The organism is Pseudomonas syringae pv. tomato str. DC3000 (genome assembly GCF_000007805.1).
GTDB lineage: Bacteria > Pseudomonadota > Gammaproteobacteria > Pseudomonadales > Pseudomonadaceae > Aquipseudomonas > Aquipseudomonas avellanae.
Map to the genome: position 1 here is coordinate 4,839,299 of NC_004578.1, position 16,981 is coordinate 4,856,279.

13 protein-coding genes are annotated in these 16,981 nt (G+C 58.4%); 10 read left to right on the forward strand and 3 right to left on the reverse strand.

The features are described 5' to 3' along the window. The first annotated feature begins 17 nt into the window (after positions 1-17). The 5 genes from PSPTO_RS22270 (at position 18) to PSPTO_RS22290 (ending at position 6,493) form a co-directional block, all read left to right on the forward strand. Positions 18-1,712, forward strand: coding sequence for a molecular chaperone HscC (locus PSPTO_RS22270; RefSeq protein WP_011104950.1), 1,695 nt, complete (start codon positions 18-20; stop codon positions 1,710-1,712). 5 nt (positions 1,713-1,717) lie between these two features. Continuing rightward, positions 1,718-3,358 carry a J domain-containing protein gene (locus PSPTO_RS22275; protein WP_005768708.1) on the forward strand — a complete coding sequence of 547 codons (1,641 nt, stop codon included), beginning with the start codon at positions 1,718-1,720 and terminating at the stop codon, positions 3,356-3,358. 182 nt (positions 3,359-3,540) lie between these two features. Continuing rightward, positions 3,541-4,866, forward strand: a complete 1,326-nt coding sequence (locus tag PSPTO_RS22280) for an MFS transporter (protein ID WP_011104951.1) — start codon at positions 3,541-3,543, stop codon at positions 4,864-4,866. A gap of 502 nt (positions 4,867-5,368) precedes the next feature. Beyond that, positions 5,369-5,731, forward strand: a complete 363-nt coding sequence (locus tag PSPTO_RS22285; RefSeq protein ID WP_005768704.1) for a hypothetical protein — start codon at positions 5,369-5,371, stop codon at positions 5,729-5,731. Positions 5,732-5,869: 138 nt separating this feature from the next. Further along, positions 5,870-6,493 carry a flavin reductase family protein gene (locus PSPTO_RS22290; protein ID WP_005739483.1) on the forward strand — a complete coding sequence of 208 codons (624 nt, stop codon included), beginning with the start codon at positions 5,870-5,872 and terminating at the stop codon, positions 6,491-6,493. Here PSPTO_RS22290 and PSPTO_RS22295 read toward each other — a convergent pair whose 3' ends face one another. Further along, positions 6,494-6,733 carry a hypothetical protein gene (locus PSPTO_RS22295; protein WP_003381648.1) on the reverse strand — a complete coding sequence of 80 codons (240 nt, stop codon included), beginning with the start codon at positions 6,731-6,733 and terminating at the stop codon, positions 6,494-6,496. 150 nt (positions 6,734-6,883) lie between these two features. On the opposite strand from PSPTO_RS22295, the gene PSPTO_RS29950 reads away from it, so the two are divergent. Next, positions 6,884-7,054 (forward strand): hypothetical protein, encoded by a 171-nt coding sequence (locus PSPTO_RS29950; protein WP_005768700.1) that lies wholly within the window; start codon positions 6,884-6,886, stop codon positions 7,052-7,054. 127 nt (positions 7,055-7,181) lie between these two features. Further along, a complete protein-coding gene (locus PSPTO_RS22300) occupies positions 7,182-8,678 on the forward strand; it encodes an MDR family MFS transporter (protein WP_046463675.1) in 1,497 nt (498 codons plus the stop codon). Between the two features lie 13 nt (positions 8,679-8,691). Here the strand turns inward: PSPTO_RS22300 and PSPTO_RS22305 are convergent, their stop codons facing one another. Then, positions 8,692-9,825: a DUF3396 domain-containing protein gene (locus tag PSPTO_RS22305; RefSeq protein WP_011104953.1), complete on the reverse strand. Its 1,134-nt coding sequence runs from the start codon at positions 9,823-9,825 to the stop codon at positions 8,692-8,694. 462 nt (positions 9,826-10,287) lie between these two features. Further along, the gene (locus PSPTO_RS22310; RefSeq protein ID WP_005768695.1) at positions 10,288-10,959 is read right to left on the reverse strand and encodes a TetR family transcriptional regulator; all 672 of its coding nucleotides are present in this window, start codon (positions 10,957-10,959) and stop codon (positions 10,288-10,290) included. 254 nt (positions 10,960-11,213) lie between these two features. On the opposite strand from PSPTO_RS22310, the gene PSPTO_RS22315 reads away from it, so the two are divergent. Genes PSPTO_RS22315 through PSPTO_RS22325 form a run of 3 tightly spaced genes read left to right on the forward strand, consistent with a single transcriptional unit; the run spans position 11,214 to position 16,969 of the window. Beyond that, complete coding sequence (locus PSPTO_RS22315; RefSeq protein WP_007246191.1) at positions 11,214-12,374, forward strand: efflux RND transporter periplasmic adaptor subunit; 1,161 nt, start codon at positions 11,214-11,216, stop codon at positions 12,372-12,374. Positions 12,375-12,377: 3 nt separating this feature from the next. After that, positions 12,378-15,512: an efflux RND transporter permease subunit gene (locus tag PSPTO_RS22320; protein WP_005768691.1), complete on the forward strand. Its 3,135-nt coding sequence runs from the start codon at positions 12,378-12,380 to the stop codon at positions 15,510-15,512. Beyond that, the gene (locus PSPTO_RS22325) at positions 15,509-16,969 is read left to right on the forward strand and encodes an AdeC/AdeK/OprM family multidrug efflux complex outer membrane factor (protein WP_005768689.1); all 1,461 of its coding nucleotides are present in this window, start codon (positions 15,509-15,511) and stop codon (positions 16,967-16,969) included. The genes PSPTO_RS22320 and PSPTO_RS22325 overlap by 4 nt, the downstream gene beginning before the upstream one ends. Positions 16,970-16,981: the final 12 nt, after the last annotated feature.

The window sequence follows — 16,981 nt, forward strand, 5'->3', positions numbered from 1 at the left end:
GCAGGGAGCGTTTCGAGATGATCGTCGGTATTGATCTGGGCACCACCAACAGCCTGGTGGCTGTCTGGCGCGACGGCAGCAGCGAGCTGGTGACCAATGCATTGGGTGAAACACTGACCCCAAGCGTTGTCGGGCTGGACGACGACGGGCAGATTCTGGTCGGCAAGGCTGCACGCGAACGTCTGCAAACCCACCCGGAAAAAACCACAGCGCTGTTCAAACGCTACATGGGCAGCGCTCAGGAAATTCGCCTTGGCGCTGGCACCTATCGCCCGGAAGAGCTGTCCTCGCTGGTCCTCAAAAGCCTGAAAGCCGACGTCGAGCGCGCATATGGCGAGCCTGTTACCGAGGCAGTCATCAGTGTTCCCGCTTATTTCAGCGACGCTCAGCGCAAAGCGACGCGCATCGCCGGGGAGCTGGCGGGCCTGAAAGTCGAAAAGCTCATCAATGAGCCAACAGCGGCAGCCCTCGCGTACGGGCTGCACCAGAAGCAAGGCGAAACCTCGTTTCTGGTCTTCGACCTGGGCGGCGGCACGTTCGATATCTCGATTCTTGAACTGTTCGATGGCGTTATGGAAGTCAGGGCCAGCGCAGGCGACAACTTTCTGGGCGGTGAAGACTTCGACCGCCTGCTGGTCGAACACTTTCTGGCCCTGCACCGCGACGAGCAGGACTTCCCTGCCAAGGAGCTGGTAACGCCTTCACTGCGGCGTGAAGCCGAGCGCGTGCGCAAGGCGTTGGGGCAGGATGATCGCGTCGACTTCGTACTGCGCCACGCCGAACGCGAGTGGCGCAAGACGATCACCCAAGAGCAGATGAGCGACTTGTTTGCGCCTCTGCTGGCACGCCTGCGCTCGCCCATCGAACGCGCATTGCGTGATGCGAAAATTCGCGTCGCCGACCTGAACGAGATCCTTCTGGTGGGCGGCACCACTCGCATGCCGCTGATTCGTAAACTGGCCGCCGGAATGTTCGGGCGCTTCCCGGCCATGACCCTCAACCCGGATGAAGTAGTCGCGCAGGGCGCTGCGATTCAGGCAGCACTCAAGCAGCGCGATGCGGCGCTTGAAGAAGTCGTGCTGACCGATGTGTGTCCTTACACGCTGGGTATCGAAACCACGCAATACGTTTTCAACGGCTACCAGCCCGGGCATTACCTCCCGATCATCGAGCGCAACAGCGTGGTGCCGGTCAGCCGGGTTCGCACGGTGAACACCATCTCCGACAATCAGGATCATGTCCTGTTGAAGATCTTTCAAGGCGAAAGCCGCCTGGTCAAAGACAACATCGCGCTGGGCGAACTGAACATTCCCGTCCCCAAGGCCAAGGCTGGAGAAGTCGAGCTGGACGTGCGTTTCACCTATGACAACAACGGCCTGCTGGAAGCTGACGTGCTGATCCAGATGACCGGTGAAAAGCATAAGCTGGTGATCGAGAACAATCCCGGCGTGATGACACCTACCGAGATTCGCGAACGGCTCAAAGTGCTGGAAGCGCTCAAGGTTCATCCGCGCGAACAACAGGTCAATACCCACCTGACGGCGCGGCTGGAACGGCTTTATCAGGAGTATCTGGGCGAGGCACGCGAAACCATCGGCATCTGGGCGGCTCAGTTCCAGCGCGTACTGGAAACCCAGGATGACCGGCAGATCAACGAGCTGCGCAAACAACTCGAACAGGAAGCAGACCGTTTTGAACGAGGTGAGTGGTGACGGCAATGGACTGCTGGAGTGTTTTGAACATTGAGCGCGACGCCGACGAACGCAGCATAAAGCGCCAATACGCCAGACTGCTGAAGACCACCCGGCCTGACGATGACCCGTCGGCCTTTCAAAACCTGCGTGATGCTTACGAGCAGGCGCTGAGTCGGGCGCGCAGCCGTGTCGACGATGAGGAGGAGGACGACGGAAACGTTTCCTGGTCCTTCTCAGATCAGGAACACCCATCGACAGCGCCTGATGAGGCTGCACGACTCGCTCAACCAGAGCACCGGCAAGAGCTGCCCGTCGATGATAATGCCAGCCCTGTAACGCGCCCGGCGATTGAGTTGAGCTGGTACGAACAAGCCCTTCGGACCACCCCGGACAATCTGCATGCGCAACGTCAGATCGCTCAGAATCAGGGCTGCGATGAGCTTTTTCAGCAACACCTCGTCAAACGTTGCCTGCTGGACCCGGAAGACAACCTGCCATTGATCAAGGCCGCAGTCGAGCAACTGCACTGGCTCACCCCCTGGCAAAAAGTGCAGCTCAGGGCGCACCAGTCACAGCGCCTGACTCAGGCACTGCTGGACAGCTCGCTTCCGCAATTGCGCACCCTGCTCGAAAACAGCGAAGAGCGCACTTTTCTCGAAACGCTGAAGACTCTTCAACAACAGTCTTGGCTGGCTTCGTTTGATCGTCAGGAACAGCTTGAGCAATGGGTCATGACGCTGCTGCTCAACAATCATGACTGGTCACCTGCCCTGTTTGAACGGCTGAGCAACCTGTTTGCCTGGGATCAGAAACACGACGTGTATTCCGGGCCGATGTCGTTATGGGTGAATCTGGTCCAGCGCTGTGAAGAAAAGGCCTTCATCGCTCGTCAGCAAAAACTGCTCGCTGGGGCGGCAGACACTCCCGAAGCGGCCGCAGCGCATCTGATTCTGCAGCCGCCTGCGTTGAATGAACGACTGCGCATGGCCAGACTGGGTGACCAGGCGTTTTGGCAAGCCTGTGAAACACTCACGTCTGATTTGACTCATCGCTTTGCGCAGGCTCTGCACGTATTTGCGCATGCGGATTTGCAATCCTGGCGCAAATTGCCGAAAAAGGTGTCATTCAATCCCTATCTCAGAACCTATTTGTTTATCGCCCTGGCGACGCTGACGACAGTCAACCTCAATCCCCCGACCACAAAAGATTGGTGGAACGAGATACTTTCCGTAGTGCTCACCTTCCCCGTTTTTGCCATGCTGGCTTTTCATTTCTTTATGAGCGCCTGGCGACCCGCCTCCAGGCTGTTCAGTTCGATGGATGCCCGATACAGCAAACGCCTGCTACCCGATTTTCTCAGTTGGCCGGGTCATCAGGCGTTGCTGCTGCGCCACGGGATTCCGGTCGTGTTATTTGGCTCAGCTTTTACAACTTTAGGTCCGCTGATAACGCTTTTGTATGTGTCTATGGTGTTGCTGTGGATCATCCTGTCGCCCTACCGAATGTCCCTTTTTCAGGATGCGGTTTCCCAAAGGACCGGCGGCTGGGATGGCATTAAAGCCTTTGCAGCCAGAAACACCTTCAAAGGAATCATGATCCTCATGGGCTTGATGCTCACCTTCGTGGGGGCAGTGATCGCTTTCGGACCGGCACGCGGTCATTAGTTTTCTTCGCCCTCTATCAGCAAGAATCCGCTTATTCACTCTGCGCCCATAAGCGGATTTTTGCTCATCCACATCTCGCGACCGCTCTAGCACAAGCCCTCATGGTGTGGCACAGCTCGTGCTATGGAACTGGTCAGGGCATTACATGCCTCCTCTAAAAATAATGATAGACAAGGAACACCATGGAAACCTCCAACCCCGCCTCCAACGGGCCGGCAGCCAGCATCGCCGGTCAGAAAACCACCTCCAGCCGTCTCAAGTCCATTTTCAGTGGCTCGGTCGGCAATATGGTCGAGTGGTACGACTGGTACGTCTACGCAGCTTTCTCGCTGTACTTCGCCAAAGCGTTCTTCCCCAAGGGCGACACCACCGCCCAATTGCTCAACACCGCCGCGATCTTCGCCGTCGGCTTTCTGATGCGACCTATCGGTGGCTGGCTGATGGGGCTGTACGCTGACTACAAAGGACGCAAGGCCGCGCTGATGGCGTCGGTGCTGCTGATGTGTTTCGGCTCGCTGATCATCGCCCTGACCCCGGGCTACGAAAGCATTGGCGTCGGTGCTCCGATCCTGCTGGTATTCGCCAGATTGCTGCAAGGCCTGTCGGTCGGCGGCGAGTACGGTACTTCGGCCACCTACCTCAGTGAGATGGCGACCAAAGAGCGTCGCGGCTTCTTTTCCAGCTTCCAGTACGTCACGCTGATTTCCGGTCAGCTCATCGCGCTGGCCGTATTGATTGTGTTGCAACAGACCCTGACCACCGAGCAGCTGTATGCCTGGGGCTGGCGCATCCCGTTCGTCATCGGTGCCCTGTGCGCGGTAGTGGCGCTGTTTCTGCGTCGCGGCATGGAAGAAACCGAGTCGTTCACCCGCAAGAAAAAGGAAAAACGCAAGGAAAGCCTGATGCGCACGTTGATACGCCATCCCAAGGAACTGATGACCGTGGTCGGCCTGACCATGGGCGGTACGCTGGCGTTCTACACCTACACCACGTACATGCAGAAGTACCTGGTCAACACCGTCGGCATGAGCATCACCGACTCGACCTCGATATCGGCCGCTACGCTGTTTCTGTTCATGTTGTTGCAGCCCGTGGTCGGGGCGCTGTCCGACAAGATCGGGCGACGTCCGATCCTGATTGCATTTGGCGTACTGGGCACGCTGTGCACGGTGCCGATCCTGACCACCTTGCACACCATTCAAACCTGGTGGGGCGCGTTCTTCCTGATCATGGCAGCGCTGATCATCGTCAGTGGCTACACCTCGATCAACGCAGTGGTCAAAGCCGAACTGTTTCCGACCGAGATCCGCGCACTGGGCGTCGGCCTGCCGTATGCCCTGACCGTGTCGATCTTCGGTGGCACAGCGGAATACATCGCACTGTGGTTCAAGAGCATCGGTATGGAGACGGGCTATTACTGGTACGTCACCGCCTGCATCGCCTGTTCGTTGCTGGTGTACGTCTTCATGAAAGACACCCGCAAACACTCGCGTATCGAAACTGACTGATTCAGCAAACAAGCCATACCCGTTAAAAGCCTGACTCGACGTGAGCGTGCAGTGCGGAGCCTCAATCCAGGGCATTCCGACGCTGCGCGCTCACGCTTATACAAGTCTTTGAATAGCTATCCCCGCTTGCTGTGATATCCGACGCAACCGCGCGCTGCCATCTGCCCCATCGATACAGCAACCGCAAACCAACGTCGAAATCGCCCTGACACTTGCAACCAAGTGTTTCAATACAGTGCACTCTTTCAACGTTTACCCGTGATAACACCTTGAATAAATTACACTTCCAGTTTGTCAAGTGGGTTTATTACAAGGTTTTTCAGAAATTGCACACTTACAATGCAATTTCCCCCGCAGGGCCCGAAATCAGCGCATCCCAGCCAACTATCATTTTCAGCGATGATCGCTAGCAACCCTATTAACTTCTTAATAATCCGCTGGCGCGTAGCATTGCCTCCATACCGGGATGACAACTCACCCGACACTCATTGGAGACTTCATCATGAAAACTACTAAATTGATCTTCGGCCTGGCTTTCTCTGTTCTGGCTTCCAGCGCATTTGCTCTTCCAGCAGTCGATACCGTCAACAACAGCGATATGTCCAAAGCCTCCCTCGTTGCTGAAGGCGGCACCAAGCACACTAACGTCGGTTCGATCCGCGTATCGGCCGACGGTGCTGACCACGTCGGCGCCAATCGTCTGGCCGCAGACGGTGCAGATCGCGTCGGTGCAAACCGCCAGGCCGCCGATGGTGCAGACCATGTAGGCGCCAATCGTCTGGCCGCGGACGGTGCAGATCGTGTCGGTGCAAACCGCCAGGCTGCCGATGGTGCAGATCGCGTAGGCGCCAATCGTCTGGGTTGATTGCCCATGCAACACCCCAAGCCCGGTTTATGCCGGGCTTCTTCATTTATGGCTCAGGCTGAAACACACACTGCTCTGGCATCCACCGCCAATGCACAGCACTATGTTCGTATCCCATGAGCCCATCAGGAATCGAGCATGTCTGACGCTATTCACTCCTACGAGCCCTCCAAAGGTCACGGCCTGCCGCATGATCCGTTCAACGCGATCGTAGGTCCACGCCCGATTGGCTGGATTTCCTCCCAGGATGCCAACGGCAAGCTGAACCTGGCACCCTACAGTTTTTTCAATGCGTTCAATTACGTGCCCCCGATCATCGGGTTCTGCAGTGTCGGTCGCAAAGACAGCCTCAACAACATCGAACAAACTGGCGAGTTCGTCTGGAACCTGGCGACCCGCTCGCTGGCCGAGGCAATGAATCAGAGCTGCGCGCCGGTCTCACCCGACGTCAGCGAATTCGAGCTGGCGAATCTGACGCCCCTGAAATCACAGATCGTTTCGGTGCCACGCGTACTTGAGACGCCGGTGTCGTTCGAGTGCAAGGTCACGCAAATCATTCAGCTGCAGCGTGCCGACAAGGAACTCGTGCCCAGCTGGCTGATTCTGGGCGAAGTGGTGGCGGTGCATATCGAGAAGTCACTGCTCAAGGACGGCGTCTACGATACGGCGGCCGCAGAGCCGATCCTGCGTGGCGGCGGCCCTGCGGACTACTTCCAGCTCGGGCCGGAAGCGCTGTTCAAGATGTTCCGGCCAGGCGCCTGATCAGGAATCGGCCCAGACCGGTTCGCCCTCGGCATCAATGCCGGTCAGCCGTTGCAGCTCCTGCACGGCGGCCAGGTCGGCATCATCGGCAGTCTTGAACTTCTGATCGGGCAACAGCGCGTGAAAACGCGGCGCGCCACCTGCGCCCAGCGCCTTGATGGCAATCGCCGCGTTGTAACCCTGCTCGGAGGGCATTACCGCCGAGACCACTTCAAACCCGTTGTATTCCTTGCGTGCCATTTGTCCAACCCTTGCCGTTCAATCAAAGCGCGAATTCTAGCGCGTCCGTCGCGCTGTATGCGCCGATGATAACCGACGTAAAGCCCGACCTTGTTCTACACTCAAATCAGTTCTTTCAAACTGCTCTGTAGCCAAGGTAAGGAGTGCGTCATGAAAGTAAAAACAAGAAAATGCATGCTTGTCATCGGTACTCTCGCCGTTATGGCTGTGTACGCCACCGGGGCCTATCGCAATGAAATGGCACGGCAGGCGCCGCAGGTCGCCAGCTGCACGTTTGGCCATTGCGTGCCGACCGATGCAACCTTCAGCATCTTGCGATGACACTGGCGTCACATGAAATGCGTGGTCGTTCAGCAAAGGCAGCTATCGATTAGCAAGCTATGGGATTAGACTGGCCAGACTCTCCCGCCACACTTGAGGCGGGTCATCATTGCCATCAGGTTTTGCCTTGACCAGTCTTACTCAAACGCCTCCGGCCATTCGCAGCATTCTGTTCGCGCTGATGATGGCGGTACTGCTCAGCGCGCTGGATCAGACCATCGTTGCCGTCTCGATGCCGGCCATTTCCGCTCAGTTCAAGGATATCGACCTGCTGGCCTGGGTCATTTCCGCCTATATGGTTTCGCTGACCGTGGCCGTGCCGATCTACGGCAAGCTGGGCGATCTCTACGGGCGGCGCAAACTGATGCTGTTCGGGCTGGGGCTGTTCACCCTCGCCTCGCTGTTCTGCGGCATGGCGCAAAGCATGGAGCAACTGGTGCTGGCACGCGTGCTTCAAGGCATCGGTGCGGGCGGCATGGTGTCGGTGAGCCAGGCGATCATTGCCGATATCGTTCCGCCTCGTGAACGGGGCCGTTATCAGGGCTATTTCAGCAGCATGTACGCGGTCGCCAGCGTAGCAGGCCCGGTGCTGGGCGGCCTGATGACTGAATACCTGTCCTGGCGCTGGGTGTTTTTGATCAATCTGCCACTGGGAGCTGCCGCCCTGATCGTCGCTTACAGGACCCTCGTCGGCCTGCCGGTTCCACAGCGCAAGCCGATTATCGATTACCTGGGGACGGTGCTGATGATCATCGGCCTGACCGCCCTGTTGCTGGGGATCACCCAGATAGGCCAGGGACACGACCTGGGCAACCGCGACGTTCAACTGTTACTGGGCACCGCCCTGGTGGCGCTGGCTGTTTTCGTCTGGTACGAACGCCGCGCGCCTGAACCATTGTTGCCCATGCATCTGTTTGCCAATAAAAGCGCCGTGCTTTGCTGGTGCACCGTGTTCTTCACCAGTTTTCAGGCTATCTCGCTGATTGTGCTGATGCCGCTGCGTTACCAGACCGTCACCGGTGGCGGTGCGGACAGCGCCGCGCTGCACCTGCTTCCGCTGGCTATCGGCATGCCGATGGGCGCTTATTTTTCCGGGCGACGCACCGCGCAGACTGGACGCTACAAACCGCTGATCCTGACCGGCGCACTGCTGATGCCCGTAGCCATTCTGGGCATGGCTTTCACACCGCCCCAGTCGCTGGTGGTGATGAGCCTGTTCATGATCCTGACTGGCATCGCGACCGGCATGCAATTCCCTACTTCACTGGTCGGCACCCAGAACGCCGTCCAGCCCCGTGACATGGGCGTGGCCACCAGCACGACCAACCTCTTCCGCTCACTGGGCGGCGCAATGGGCGTGGCGCTGATGTCGGCACTGTTACTGGCCATGTTGCAGCATGCCGGACTCGGTCAGCTCGGTGCGGGAGCCCTTGGCGGCGAAGGCAGCTCCGGCAATGTGCTGCTCGACAGCCTCAATGCTGCCACCGGACCGGCACTGGAAACCCTGCGTATCGAACTGGCATCGACGTTCAGAAACCTGCTGATAACCAGCGCGGCCATTTCGTTACTGGGCCTTGCTGCGGCTGCGGCAATGCCCAATACCCTTCTACGAGGCCGAGACTAGCCGCTCTGCTTCTTCAAGGAGAAACTTCAGCCCAGAACCACTGGGTTTTCTTGCTCTTTATATGAGCAAACGCAGGCATGAGTTCGCCTTCCTCGAAATGTCGCCGGGAGCCGTACTGTGCGCTGCTGAACCAGCAACCTGATCGAGGGCATGCTTGCCCGGCATCTACCGGGGGCAACGGTTTTTCATCAAAGCGCGCATACCATTGTGCAGTGGTTTCGTCGGTAAAGCCGTTCCCTGACCCGAGGTAAGGGTGCAGGTTGCCGGTGTCCTGCAGGCGGATCGGCTTGATCACTCTGTTGACCGTGACATAAGGCTGTGGCGGCGGCAGGCCTCTGCCGCCCAATTCAGGCACCGCGCCGGCACGAATCAACAAACCGTTGCTGTAGCTGTGAAAAACGATGTCGCGGTGCGGGCTCATTTGACCACGCAGTCGGTCACTTCCCCCCAACTGCCTGACAAATGACTCACCCAGCACCGTGTACCAGCTGACACCCTTGATACGGTCCAACAGGCGTAGGCTTTCTATATGCGGATTGGGATCGACCATCAACCCCATATGATCCTGAGCCAGCCGATACTCCCACGGTAAATACTGGTGACCATCGCAGGGCAGCACACAGGCCAGCCCGCCAAAACCGTGTTCGGCCTGCACTTCGCTGCTCAGGTACCTGATCCAGGTCTCATAGTTTTTCAGTCCGTCGGGCTCGGTCAGGTAAGACCAGGGCAAGACCATTTTCAGACACGAGCGATCATTGTCGGCCTGCCCTTGCGAGGTGTTCATCACAAACAGGCTGTACAGGGCGACTTCAGCCTGCGTCGCGCTGGCGATCGACCAGATGAACTGCTCGTCGGGCGGGCTTTCGACAACCTGGCGCCGGGTCGACGCAAAACCGGACCCGCTCAAGCGCCGCATGCGCTTGAACAGCTGCCACTTGAGCCTGGTTTTAAATGCCTCGTAGAAACGCGAAAAGCATGCCTCGACCCGGCGCTTCATTTCCGGGGTGTGACCATTGCGAAAATACAGCGTGGTAATCAGCCCCAGCCGAATGACCGGCGTCCCCAGGGCGGAATCCACCCCCATTCGTTCAGATTGCTGCGTGAGTCGGGCCAATAGCCTCACGGTGTCAGTTCCGGTGTCCGACATGAGCTGTCCTCCCTACGATTGCGTGAACCGCGCTTGCGCTCATGTCTGCATGCCCTTGGCATGTTTCGATCACATCCGACGGCTGTGTGCGGGCGGGATAGCCACGACCCTGACCACACAGGTGGACATCAACGGAGCTGACGTTGTTTTCGGGGCACATAGGCGCAAGATTCGGCAAAAGCATGCAACCTTCCTCTCTTCTGGTCTTTCAGGACGCGCAGAGTGAAGGGAGTTTTCCCACAGGGCAATAGTCGGAAATTACTTTGGGAAATCAGCTACATGTATCAGGAAATGTCCTACCTGTGTCCTACAAATTTTTGTAAGTTCGCAGGCCAATTAGTCGTATTTGACGGACACATTCAGGGCTGGCGGGTAAACGATAGGTAAACCCGCTGTATAAGCAGCACCAATCAGAGTTAGGCTCTGTACGAAAAGGTGACTACCCAACAGAACCGGCAGGCGCTATAACCTTTCACGTTCAACGTTCAGTTCCGGGCTGTTTTTTACCCGCAAGGTAGGGCTGAAGCGCAGCATGTCCAGGCACACATCGACCAGTTGCTCGGCCTCGGCCGGCAACGAAAAGCTGTCAGGGACCAACAGCCATTGATAAATGATGCCGTTGACGTAGGAAAAAAGTGCAACCGCAGCCCGGCCCGTGTCCAGTTCTTGTGGCAACTGGCCTTGGCGCACGGCATTGCTCAGGCCAAGGGTGATACGGTCGTGGCACTGAATGGCGTTGTCCTGGCGCTGACGACGAAAATCACACATCTCGTCAGTAAACTCGCACTTGTGAAACAGGATTTCGTTGATGCGACGGGTTTTCGGGTCCAGTGCGAGCTCATGAAACAAATGAATCAACAGGTTCCTCATGCAGCCCAGCGGGTCTTCTTCGTCTTCGCTCTGACTGGCCTGCGCCATTTCGTCGAGCGGTTCCTGAAGGCTGTCGAGCATCGCCTGGACCAGATCAGCCTTGTTGTTGAAGTGCCAATAGATGGCGCCACGGGTCACACCGGCAAGGGTCGCAATGTCAGCCAGCGTGGTGCGGGCGACGCCTCGCTCATAAAAAGCCTGCTCGGCGGCCTCCAGAATCTGGCTGCGGGTGATCTGAGCTTCCTCTTTGGTGCGACGAACCATGGCAATAAGACCTCAAAAGATTCACCTCATGCGTGCATCTGGTGCATGCCTTGAGGTATGACCGGGCGGCATTTGTCTCGCCTTGTCCCGAACTGGCATTCAGCACCTTGAATAGTGGCCGAATGCGCAAAGCGGGTGTTTACAAACAACCGCGAATGTAAGTATATTCCTTAGCATGCTACTTATCTAGCCGAAATATTTTTTAACACTTCAACGTACTGTTGAGAAAACAGGCTCCTGCCCCGAGGATCTTCATGCAATTCAAGCCAGCTGTTACCGTTCTGGTCACTGCCGTCGCCCTGGCAACCCTGCTCAGTGGCTGTAGCAAGAAGGAACAGGCGGCCCCGCCTGCGCAAACCCCTCAGGTCGGCGTCGTTACCCTCAAAGCACAGCCCTACACCCTGACCACCGAGCTTCCGGGCAGGACGACCGCTTTCCGTGTGGCCGAGGTCCGCCCTCAGGTCAACGGCATCATTCTCAAGCGTCTGTTCACCGAAGGTGGTGACGTCAAGGCCGGTCAGCAGCTGTATCAGATCGACCCGGCTATCTATGAAGCCAACGCCAACAGTGCCAAGGCGACCCTGCAGTCTGCCAAGTCGATGTCTGATCGCTACAAGCAACTGGTCAACGAACAGGCGGTGAGTCGTCAGGAATACGACACCGCCCTGGCATCCACTCAGGAAGCACAGGCAGCGCTGCAGACTTCGCAGATCAACCTGCGCTTCACCAAGGTGCTGGCGCCGATCTCGGGCCGCATCGGGCGCTCTGCCGTTACCGAAGGCGCGCTGGTCAGCAGTGCCCAGGCAGACGCAATGGCAACCATTCAGCAGCTTGATCCGATCTACGTGGACGTAGTCCAGTCTTCCGCAGACATGCTCAAGCTGCGCAATGACCTGGACAGCGGCAAACTGCAGAAGTCCGGCGACAACGCCGCCAAGGTCAAGCTGACCCTGGAAGACAACAGCGTTTACGCTCAGGAAGGCAAACTGGAGTTCTCCGAAGTGTCGGTTGACCAGACCACCGGTTCCGTCACTCTGCGCGCAGTCTTCCCCAACCCTGAACACCGCTTGCTGCCCGGCATGTTCGTTCACGCGCAATTGCAGGCAGGCGTCAGTGCGAAAGCCATTCTGGCACCGCAACAAGGCGTGACCCGCGACCTGAAAGGCACGCCGACCGCCATGATTGTCAATCAGGACAACAAGGTTGAATTGCGCACACTGGTCGCCAACCGCACCGTGGGCAGCGACTGGCTGATCGAGGACGGCCTGAAAGAAGGCGATCGCGTGATCACCGAAGGTCTGCAATACGTCAAACCAGGCGCAGAAGTGAAAGCTGCCGAAGCGACCAACGTCAAAGGAGCAAACCCGGCACCTGCCCCGGCCACTGAAAAAGCCGCAGGCAGCAAAGGGGAGTAACCCATGTCGAAATTTTTTATTGATCGACCCATTTTTGCCTGGGTTATTGCCCTCGTGATCATGCTGGTCGGTGCGCTGTCTATTTCCAGCCTGCCGATCAACCAGTACCCAAGTATCGCGCCACCGGCCATTGCGATTCAGGTGACCTACCCGGGCGCTTCTGCGCAGACCGTGCAGGACACCGTGGTGCAGGTCATCGAGCAGCAGCTCAACGGCATCGACAACTTGCGTTATGTGAGTTCGGAAAGTAACTCCGACGGCAGCATGACCATTACCGCGACCTTCAATCAGGGCACCAACCCGGATACCGCGCAGGTGCAGGTGCAGAACAAGCTCAACCTGGCGACCCCGCTGCTGCCACAGGAAGTGCAGCAACAGGGTATTCGCGTGACCAAGGCGGTGAAGAACTTCCTGATGGTTATCGGCCTGGTGTCCGAAGACGGCAGCATGGGCAAGGAAGACCTGGCCAACTACATCGTCTCGAACATGCAGGACCCGATTTCCCGGACCTCCGGTGTGGGCGACTTCCAGGTGTTCGGCTCCCAGTACGCCATGCGCATCTGGCTCGACCCGGCCAAGCTCAACAACTTCCAGCTGACCCCGGTGGACGTGCGAGACGCAATCACCGCGCAGAACGTTCAGGTGTCGTCCGGTCAGTTGGGCGGTCTGCCCTCGATAAGCGGCCAGCAACTGAACGCCACAATCATCGGCAAGACGCGTCTGCAGACGGCTGAACAGTTCGGCAATATCTTTCTCAAGGTCAACACCGACGGCTCACAGGTTCGCCTCAAAGACGTCGCCACCGTGGGCCTGGGCGCAGAGAACTACAGCACCGACTCGCAGTTCGACGGCAAACCGGCCTCGGGTCTGGCGATCAAGCTGGCCACCGGCGCCAATGCGCTGGACACCGCCAAGGCCATCCGCGCGACCGTTTCGTCGCTGGAGCCGTTTTTCCCGCCGGGCATGAAAGTGGTTTACCCGTACGACACCACGCCTGTGGTGAGCGAATCGATCAAAGGTGTGGTTCACACCCTGATCGAAGCCATCGTGCTGGTGTTCCTGGTGATGTACCTGTTCCTACAAAACTTCCGCGCCACCGTGATCACCACGCTGACGGTTCCGGTCGTACTGTTGGGCACCTTCGGCATCCTCGCGGGCTTCGGTTTCACCATCAACACCCTGACCATGTTCGGCATGGTACTGGCCATCGGCTTGCTGGTGGACGATGCGATTGTGGTGGTGGAAAACGTCGAGCGGGTGATGGAGGAAGAAAAGCTTTCTCCGCGTGACGCAACCATCAAATCCATGACGCAGATCCAAGGCGCACTGGTTGGTATTGCGCTGGTGCTGTCGGCGGTGCTGCTGCCAATGGCGTTCTTCGGCGGCTCGACCGGTGTGATCTACAAGCAGTTCTCGATCACCATCGTCTCGGCCATGGCCCTGTCGGTAGTGGTCGCGCTGATCTTTACCCCGGCGCTGTGCGCCACCATGCTCAAGCCTATCGACGAGAAGACCCACGGCCAGCCCAAGCGTGGTTTCTTCGGCTGGTTCAACCGCACCTTCGACCGCAGCGTTGTGAGTTACGAACGCGGCGTGGGCAACATGCTCAAGCACAAGTGGCTGTCGTACCTGGGCTATATCGTGATCGTTGCCGGCATGGTCTTCATGTTCATGCGCATTCCCGCAGCGTTCCTTCCGGAAGAAGACCAGGGCGTTATCTTCGCTCAGATCCAGACACCGGCCGGCTCCTCGACCGAGCGGACGCAAGAAGTCATCGACAACATGCGTGAATACCTGCTGACCAAGGAAAGCGGTGCAGTGAAGTCGGTGTTCTCGGTGAACGGCTTCAACTTTGCGGGCCGCGGTCAAAGCTCGGCGATTGCATTTGTCATGCTCAAGCCGTGGGAAGAACGTGACGCCGAAAACAGCGTCTTCAAACTGGCAGAGCGCGCTCAGGGCTACTTCTTCAGCCTGCGTGATGCAATGGTGTTCGCCATCGTGCCACCGTCGGTACTGGAGCTGGGTAACGCGACAGGCTTCGACGTCTACCTGCAGGATCAGGGCGGTGTCGGCCATGCAAAACTGATGGAAGCACGTAACCAGTTCCTCGGCATGGCCGCGCAGAGCAAGATTCTCGCCGGTGTGCGTCCGAACGGGCTGAACGACGAGCCGCAGTACCAGTTGCTCATCGACGACGAACGCGCCAGTGCGTTGGGCATTACCCTGTCGGACATCAACAACACCCTGTCCATCGCGTTGGGTGGCAGCTACGTCAATGACTTCATCGACCGTGGCCGTGTGAAGAAGGTGTACATCCAGGGTGATGCAGGTGCCCGCATGACGCCTGAAGACTTGAAAAAATGGTACGTGCGCAACAGCGCGGGCGAAATGGTGCCGTTCTCGGCCTTCGCCAGCGGCAAGTGGACCTACGGTTCGCCAAAACTGTCGCGCTACAACGGCGTGGCGGCAGAGGAAATCCTCGGTACGCCGGCACCGGGCTACAGCAGCGGCGATGCAATGGCCGAAGTTGAAGCGCTGGCCAAGAAACTGCCGCAAGGAATCGGCATCTCCTGGACCGGTCTGTCCTACGAGGAGCGCCTGTCCGGCTCTCAGGCCCCTGCCCTTTACGCGCTGTCGTTGCTGGTCGTCTTCCTGTGCCTGGCGGCGCTGTATGAAAGCTGGTCGATCCCGATCGCGGTCATTCTCGTGGTGCCGCTGGGGGTTATCGGTGCACTGATGGCAACCAGCCTGCGCGGACTGTCGAACGACGTGTTCTTCCAGGTAGGGTTGCTGGTCACAGTCGGGTTGGCGGCGAAGAACGCCATCCTGATCGTCGAGTTTGCCAAAGAGCTGCACGAACAGGGCAAGAGCCTCACCGATGCTGCGATCGAAGCCTGTCGCATGCGCCTGCGCCCGATCATCATGACGTCCATGGCGTTCATCCTCGGCGTTGTGCCGCTGGCGATTTCCTCGGGCGCAGGTTCGGGCAGTCAGCATTCGATCGGTACAGGCGTAATTGGCGGTATGATCACAGCCGTCGTTCTGGCGATCTTCTGGGTGCCACTGTTCTTCGTATCGATTTCAGGGCTCTTCAAGAGCAAGCAGAAACATATTTCACACGATGAGGCTGGCCAATGAGCAAGTCATTGATCTCTCTTGCAGTTACCGCGTTCATACTCGGCGGCTGCTCTTTGATCCCCGAGTACAAGCAGCCGGAGGCCCCGGTCGCCGCACAATACCCGCAAGGCCCGGCGTACTCGCCGGTCGAAGGGGCCAAAATGGCCGCTGCGGAGCAAGGCTGGCGTCATTTCTTCAATGACCCGGCGCTGCAACAGTTGATCGAAACCGCGCTGCTCAACAACCGTGACCTGCGGGTCGCGGCGCTGAACATCGACGCCTACCGTGCGCAGTACCGCATCCAGCGTTCGGACCTGTTCCCGGCGGTCTCGGCCACTGGCAGCGGCTCACGTCAGCGCGTGCCTGCCGACCAGTCGCAGACCAGCCAATCGGCGATCAGCAGCAGCTACTCGGCAACGCTGGGCGTCAGCGCTTACGAGCTGGACCTGTTTGGTCGGGTGCGCAGCCTCAGCGAACAGGCGCTGGAAACCTACTTCTCCAGCGAAGAAGCGCGTCGCAGCACGCAGATCAGTCTGGTTGCCAACGTCGCCAATGCCTACATGACCTGGCAGGCCGACAAGGAACTGCTCAAGCTGACGCAGGACACCCTCAAGACCTACGAAGAAAGCTTCCGCCTGACCTCGCGCAGCAACGAAGTCGGTGTTTCTTCGGCACTCGACCTCAGCCAGTCGCGCACCGCCGTCGAAAGCGCCCGCGCCCGACTGGCCCAGTACCAGCGCCTGGTCGCTCAGGATCAAAACAGCCTGGTGCTGCTGCTGGGCACAGGCTTGCCTGACAACCTGCCGGCCAGCCATCTGCTCGACTCCGACATGCTGACCGAAATGCCGGCAGGCCTGCCGTCCGATCTGCTGCAACGCCGTCCGGACATTCTGCAAGCCGAGCACTCGCTCAAGGCCGCCAATGCCAACATCGGCGCAGCACGCGCAGCGTTCTTCCCAAGCATCAGCCTGACGGCCAGTGCCGGCACCAGCAGCACCGAGCTGTCCGGTCTGTTCAAAGGGGGTTCGGGAACCTGGCTGTTCCAGCCGAGCATCAACATTCCGATCTTCAACGCCGGCAACCTGCGCGCCAGCCTGGATTACTCGAAGATCCAGAAGGAAATCAGCGTCGCCAACTACGAGAAGTCGATTCAGACCGCCTTCCAGGAAGTGTCCGACGGTCTGGCTTCACGCAAGACCTACGACGAGCAGCTCCAGGCGCAACGTGACTTTGTTACCGCCAACCAGGACTACTACCGTCTGGCCGAGCGTCGCTACCGCATCGGCATCGACAGCAACCTGACCTTCCTCGACGCCCAGCGCTCGCTGTTCAGCGCGCAACAAACGCTGATCACCGATCGCCTGTCGCAGCTGACCAGCGAGGTCAACCTGTACAAGGCCCTCGGCGGCGGCTGGTACGAAAGGACCGGGCAGACCGAAACCATCTCCAAAGAGAAACCTTCGGTGCAACTGTTCTAACGGCAGTGTTCT

Coding starts and splice junctions, on each gene's coding strand:
- PSPTO_RS22270 (WP_011104950.1), top strand. CDS start 18: ATGATCGTCGGTATTGATCTGGGCACCACCAACAGCCTGGTGGCTGTC.
- PSPTO_RS22275 (WP_005768708.1), top strand. CDS start 1,718: ATGGACTGCTGGAGTGTTTTGAACATTGAGCGCGACGCCGACGAACGC.
- PSPTO_RS22280 (WP_011104951.1), top strand. CDS start 3,541: ATGGAAACCTCCAACCCCGCCTCCAACGGGCCGGCAGCCAGCATCGCC.
- PSPTO_RS22285 (WP_005768704.1), top strand. CDS start 5,369: ATGAAAACTACTAAATTGATCTTCGGCCTGGCTTTCTCTGTTCTGGCT.
- PSPTO_RS22290 (WP_005739483.1), top strand. CDS start 5,870: ATGTCTGACGCTATTCACTCCTACGAGCCCTCCAAAGGTCACGGCCTG.
- PSPTO_RS22295 (WP_003381648.1), bottom strand. CDS start 6,733: ATGGCACGCAAGGAATACAACGGGTTTGAAGTGGTCTCGGCGGTAATG.
- PSPTO_RS29950 (WP_005768700.1), top strand. CDS start 6,884: ATGAAAGTAAAAACAAGAAAATGCATGCTTGTCATCGGTACTCTCGCC.
- PSPTO_RS22305 (WP_011104953.1), bottom strand. CDS start 9,825: ATGTCGGACACCGGAACTGACACCGTGAGGCTATTGGCCCGACTCACG.
- PSPTO_RS22310 (WP_005768695.1), bottom strand. CDS start 10,959: ATGGTTCGTCGCACCAAAGAGGAAGCTCAGATCACCCGCAGCCAGATT.
- PSPTO_RS22315 (WP_007246191.1), top strand. CDS start 11,214: ATGCAATTCAAGCCAGCTGTTACCGTTCTGGTCACTGCCGTCGCCCTG.
- PSPTO_RS22320 (WP_005768691.1), top strand. CDS start 12,378: ATGTCGAAATTTTTTATTGATCGACCCATTTTTGCCTGGGTTATTGCC.
- PSPTO_RS22325 (WP_005768689.1), top strand. CDS start 15,509: ATGAGCAAGTCATTGATCTCTCTTGCAGTTACCGCGTTCATACTCGGC.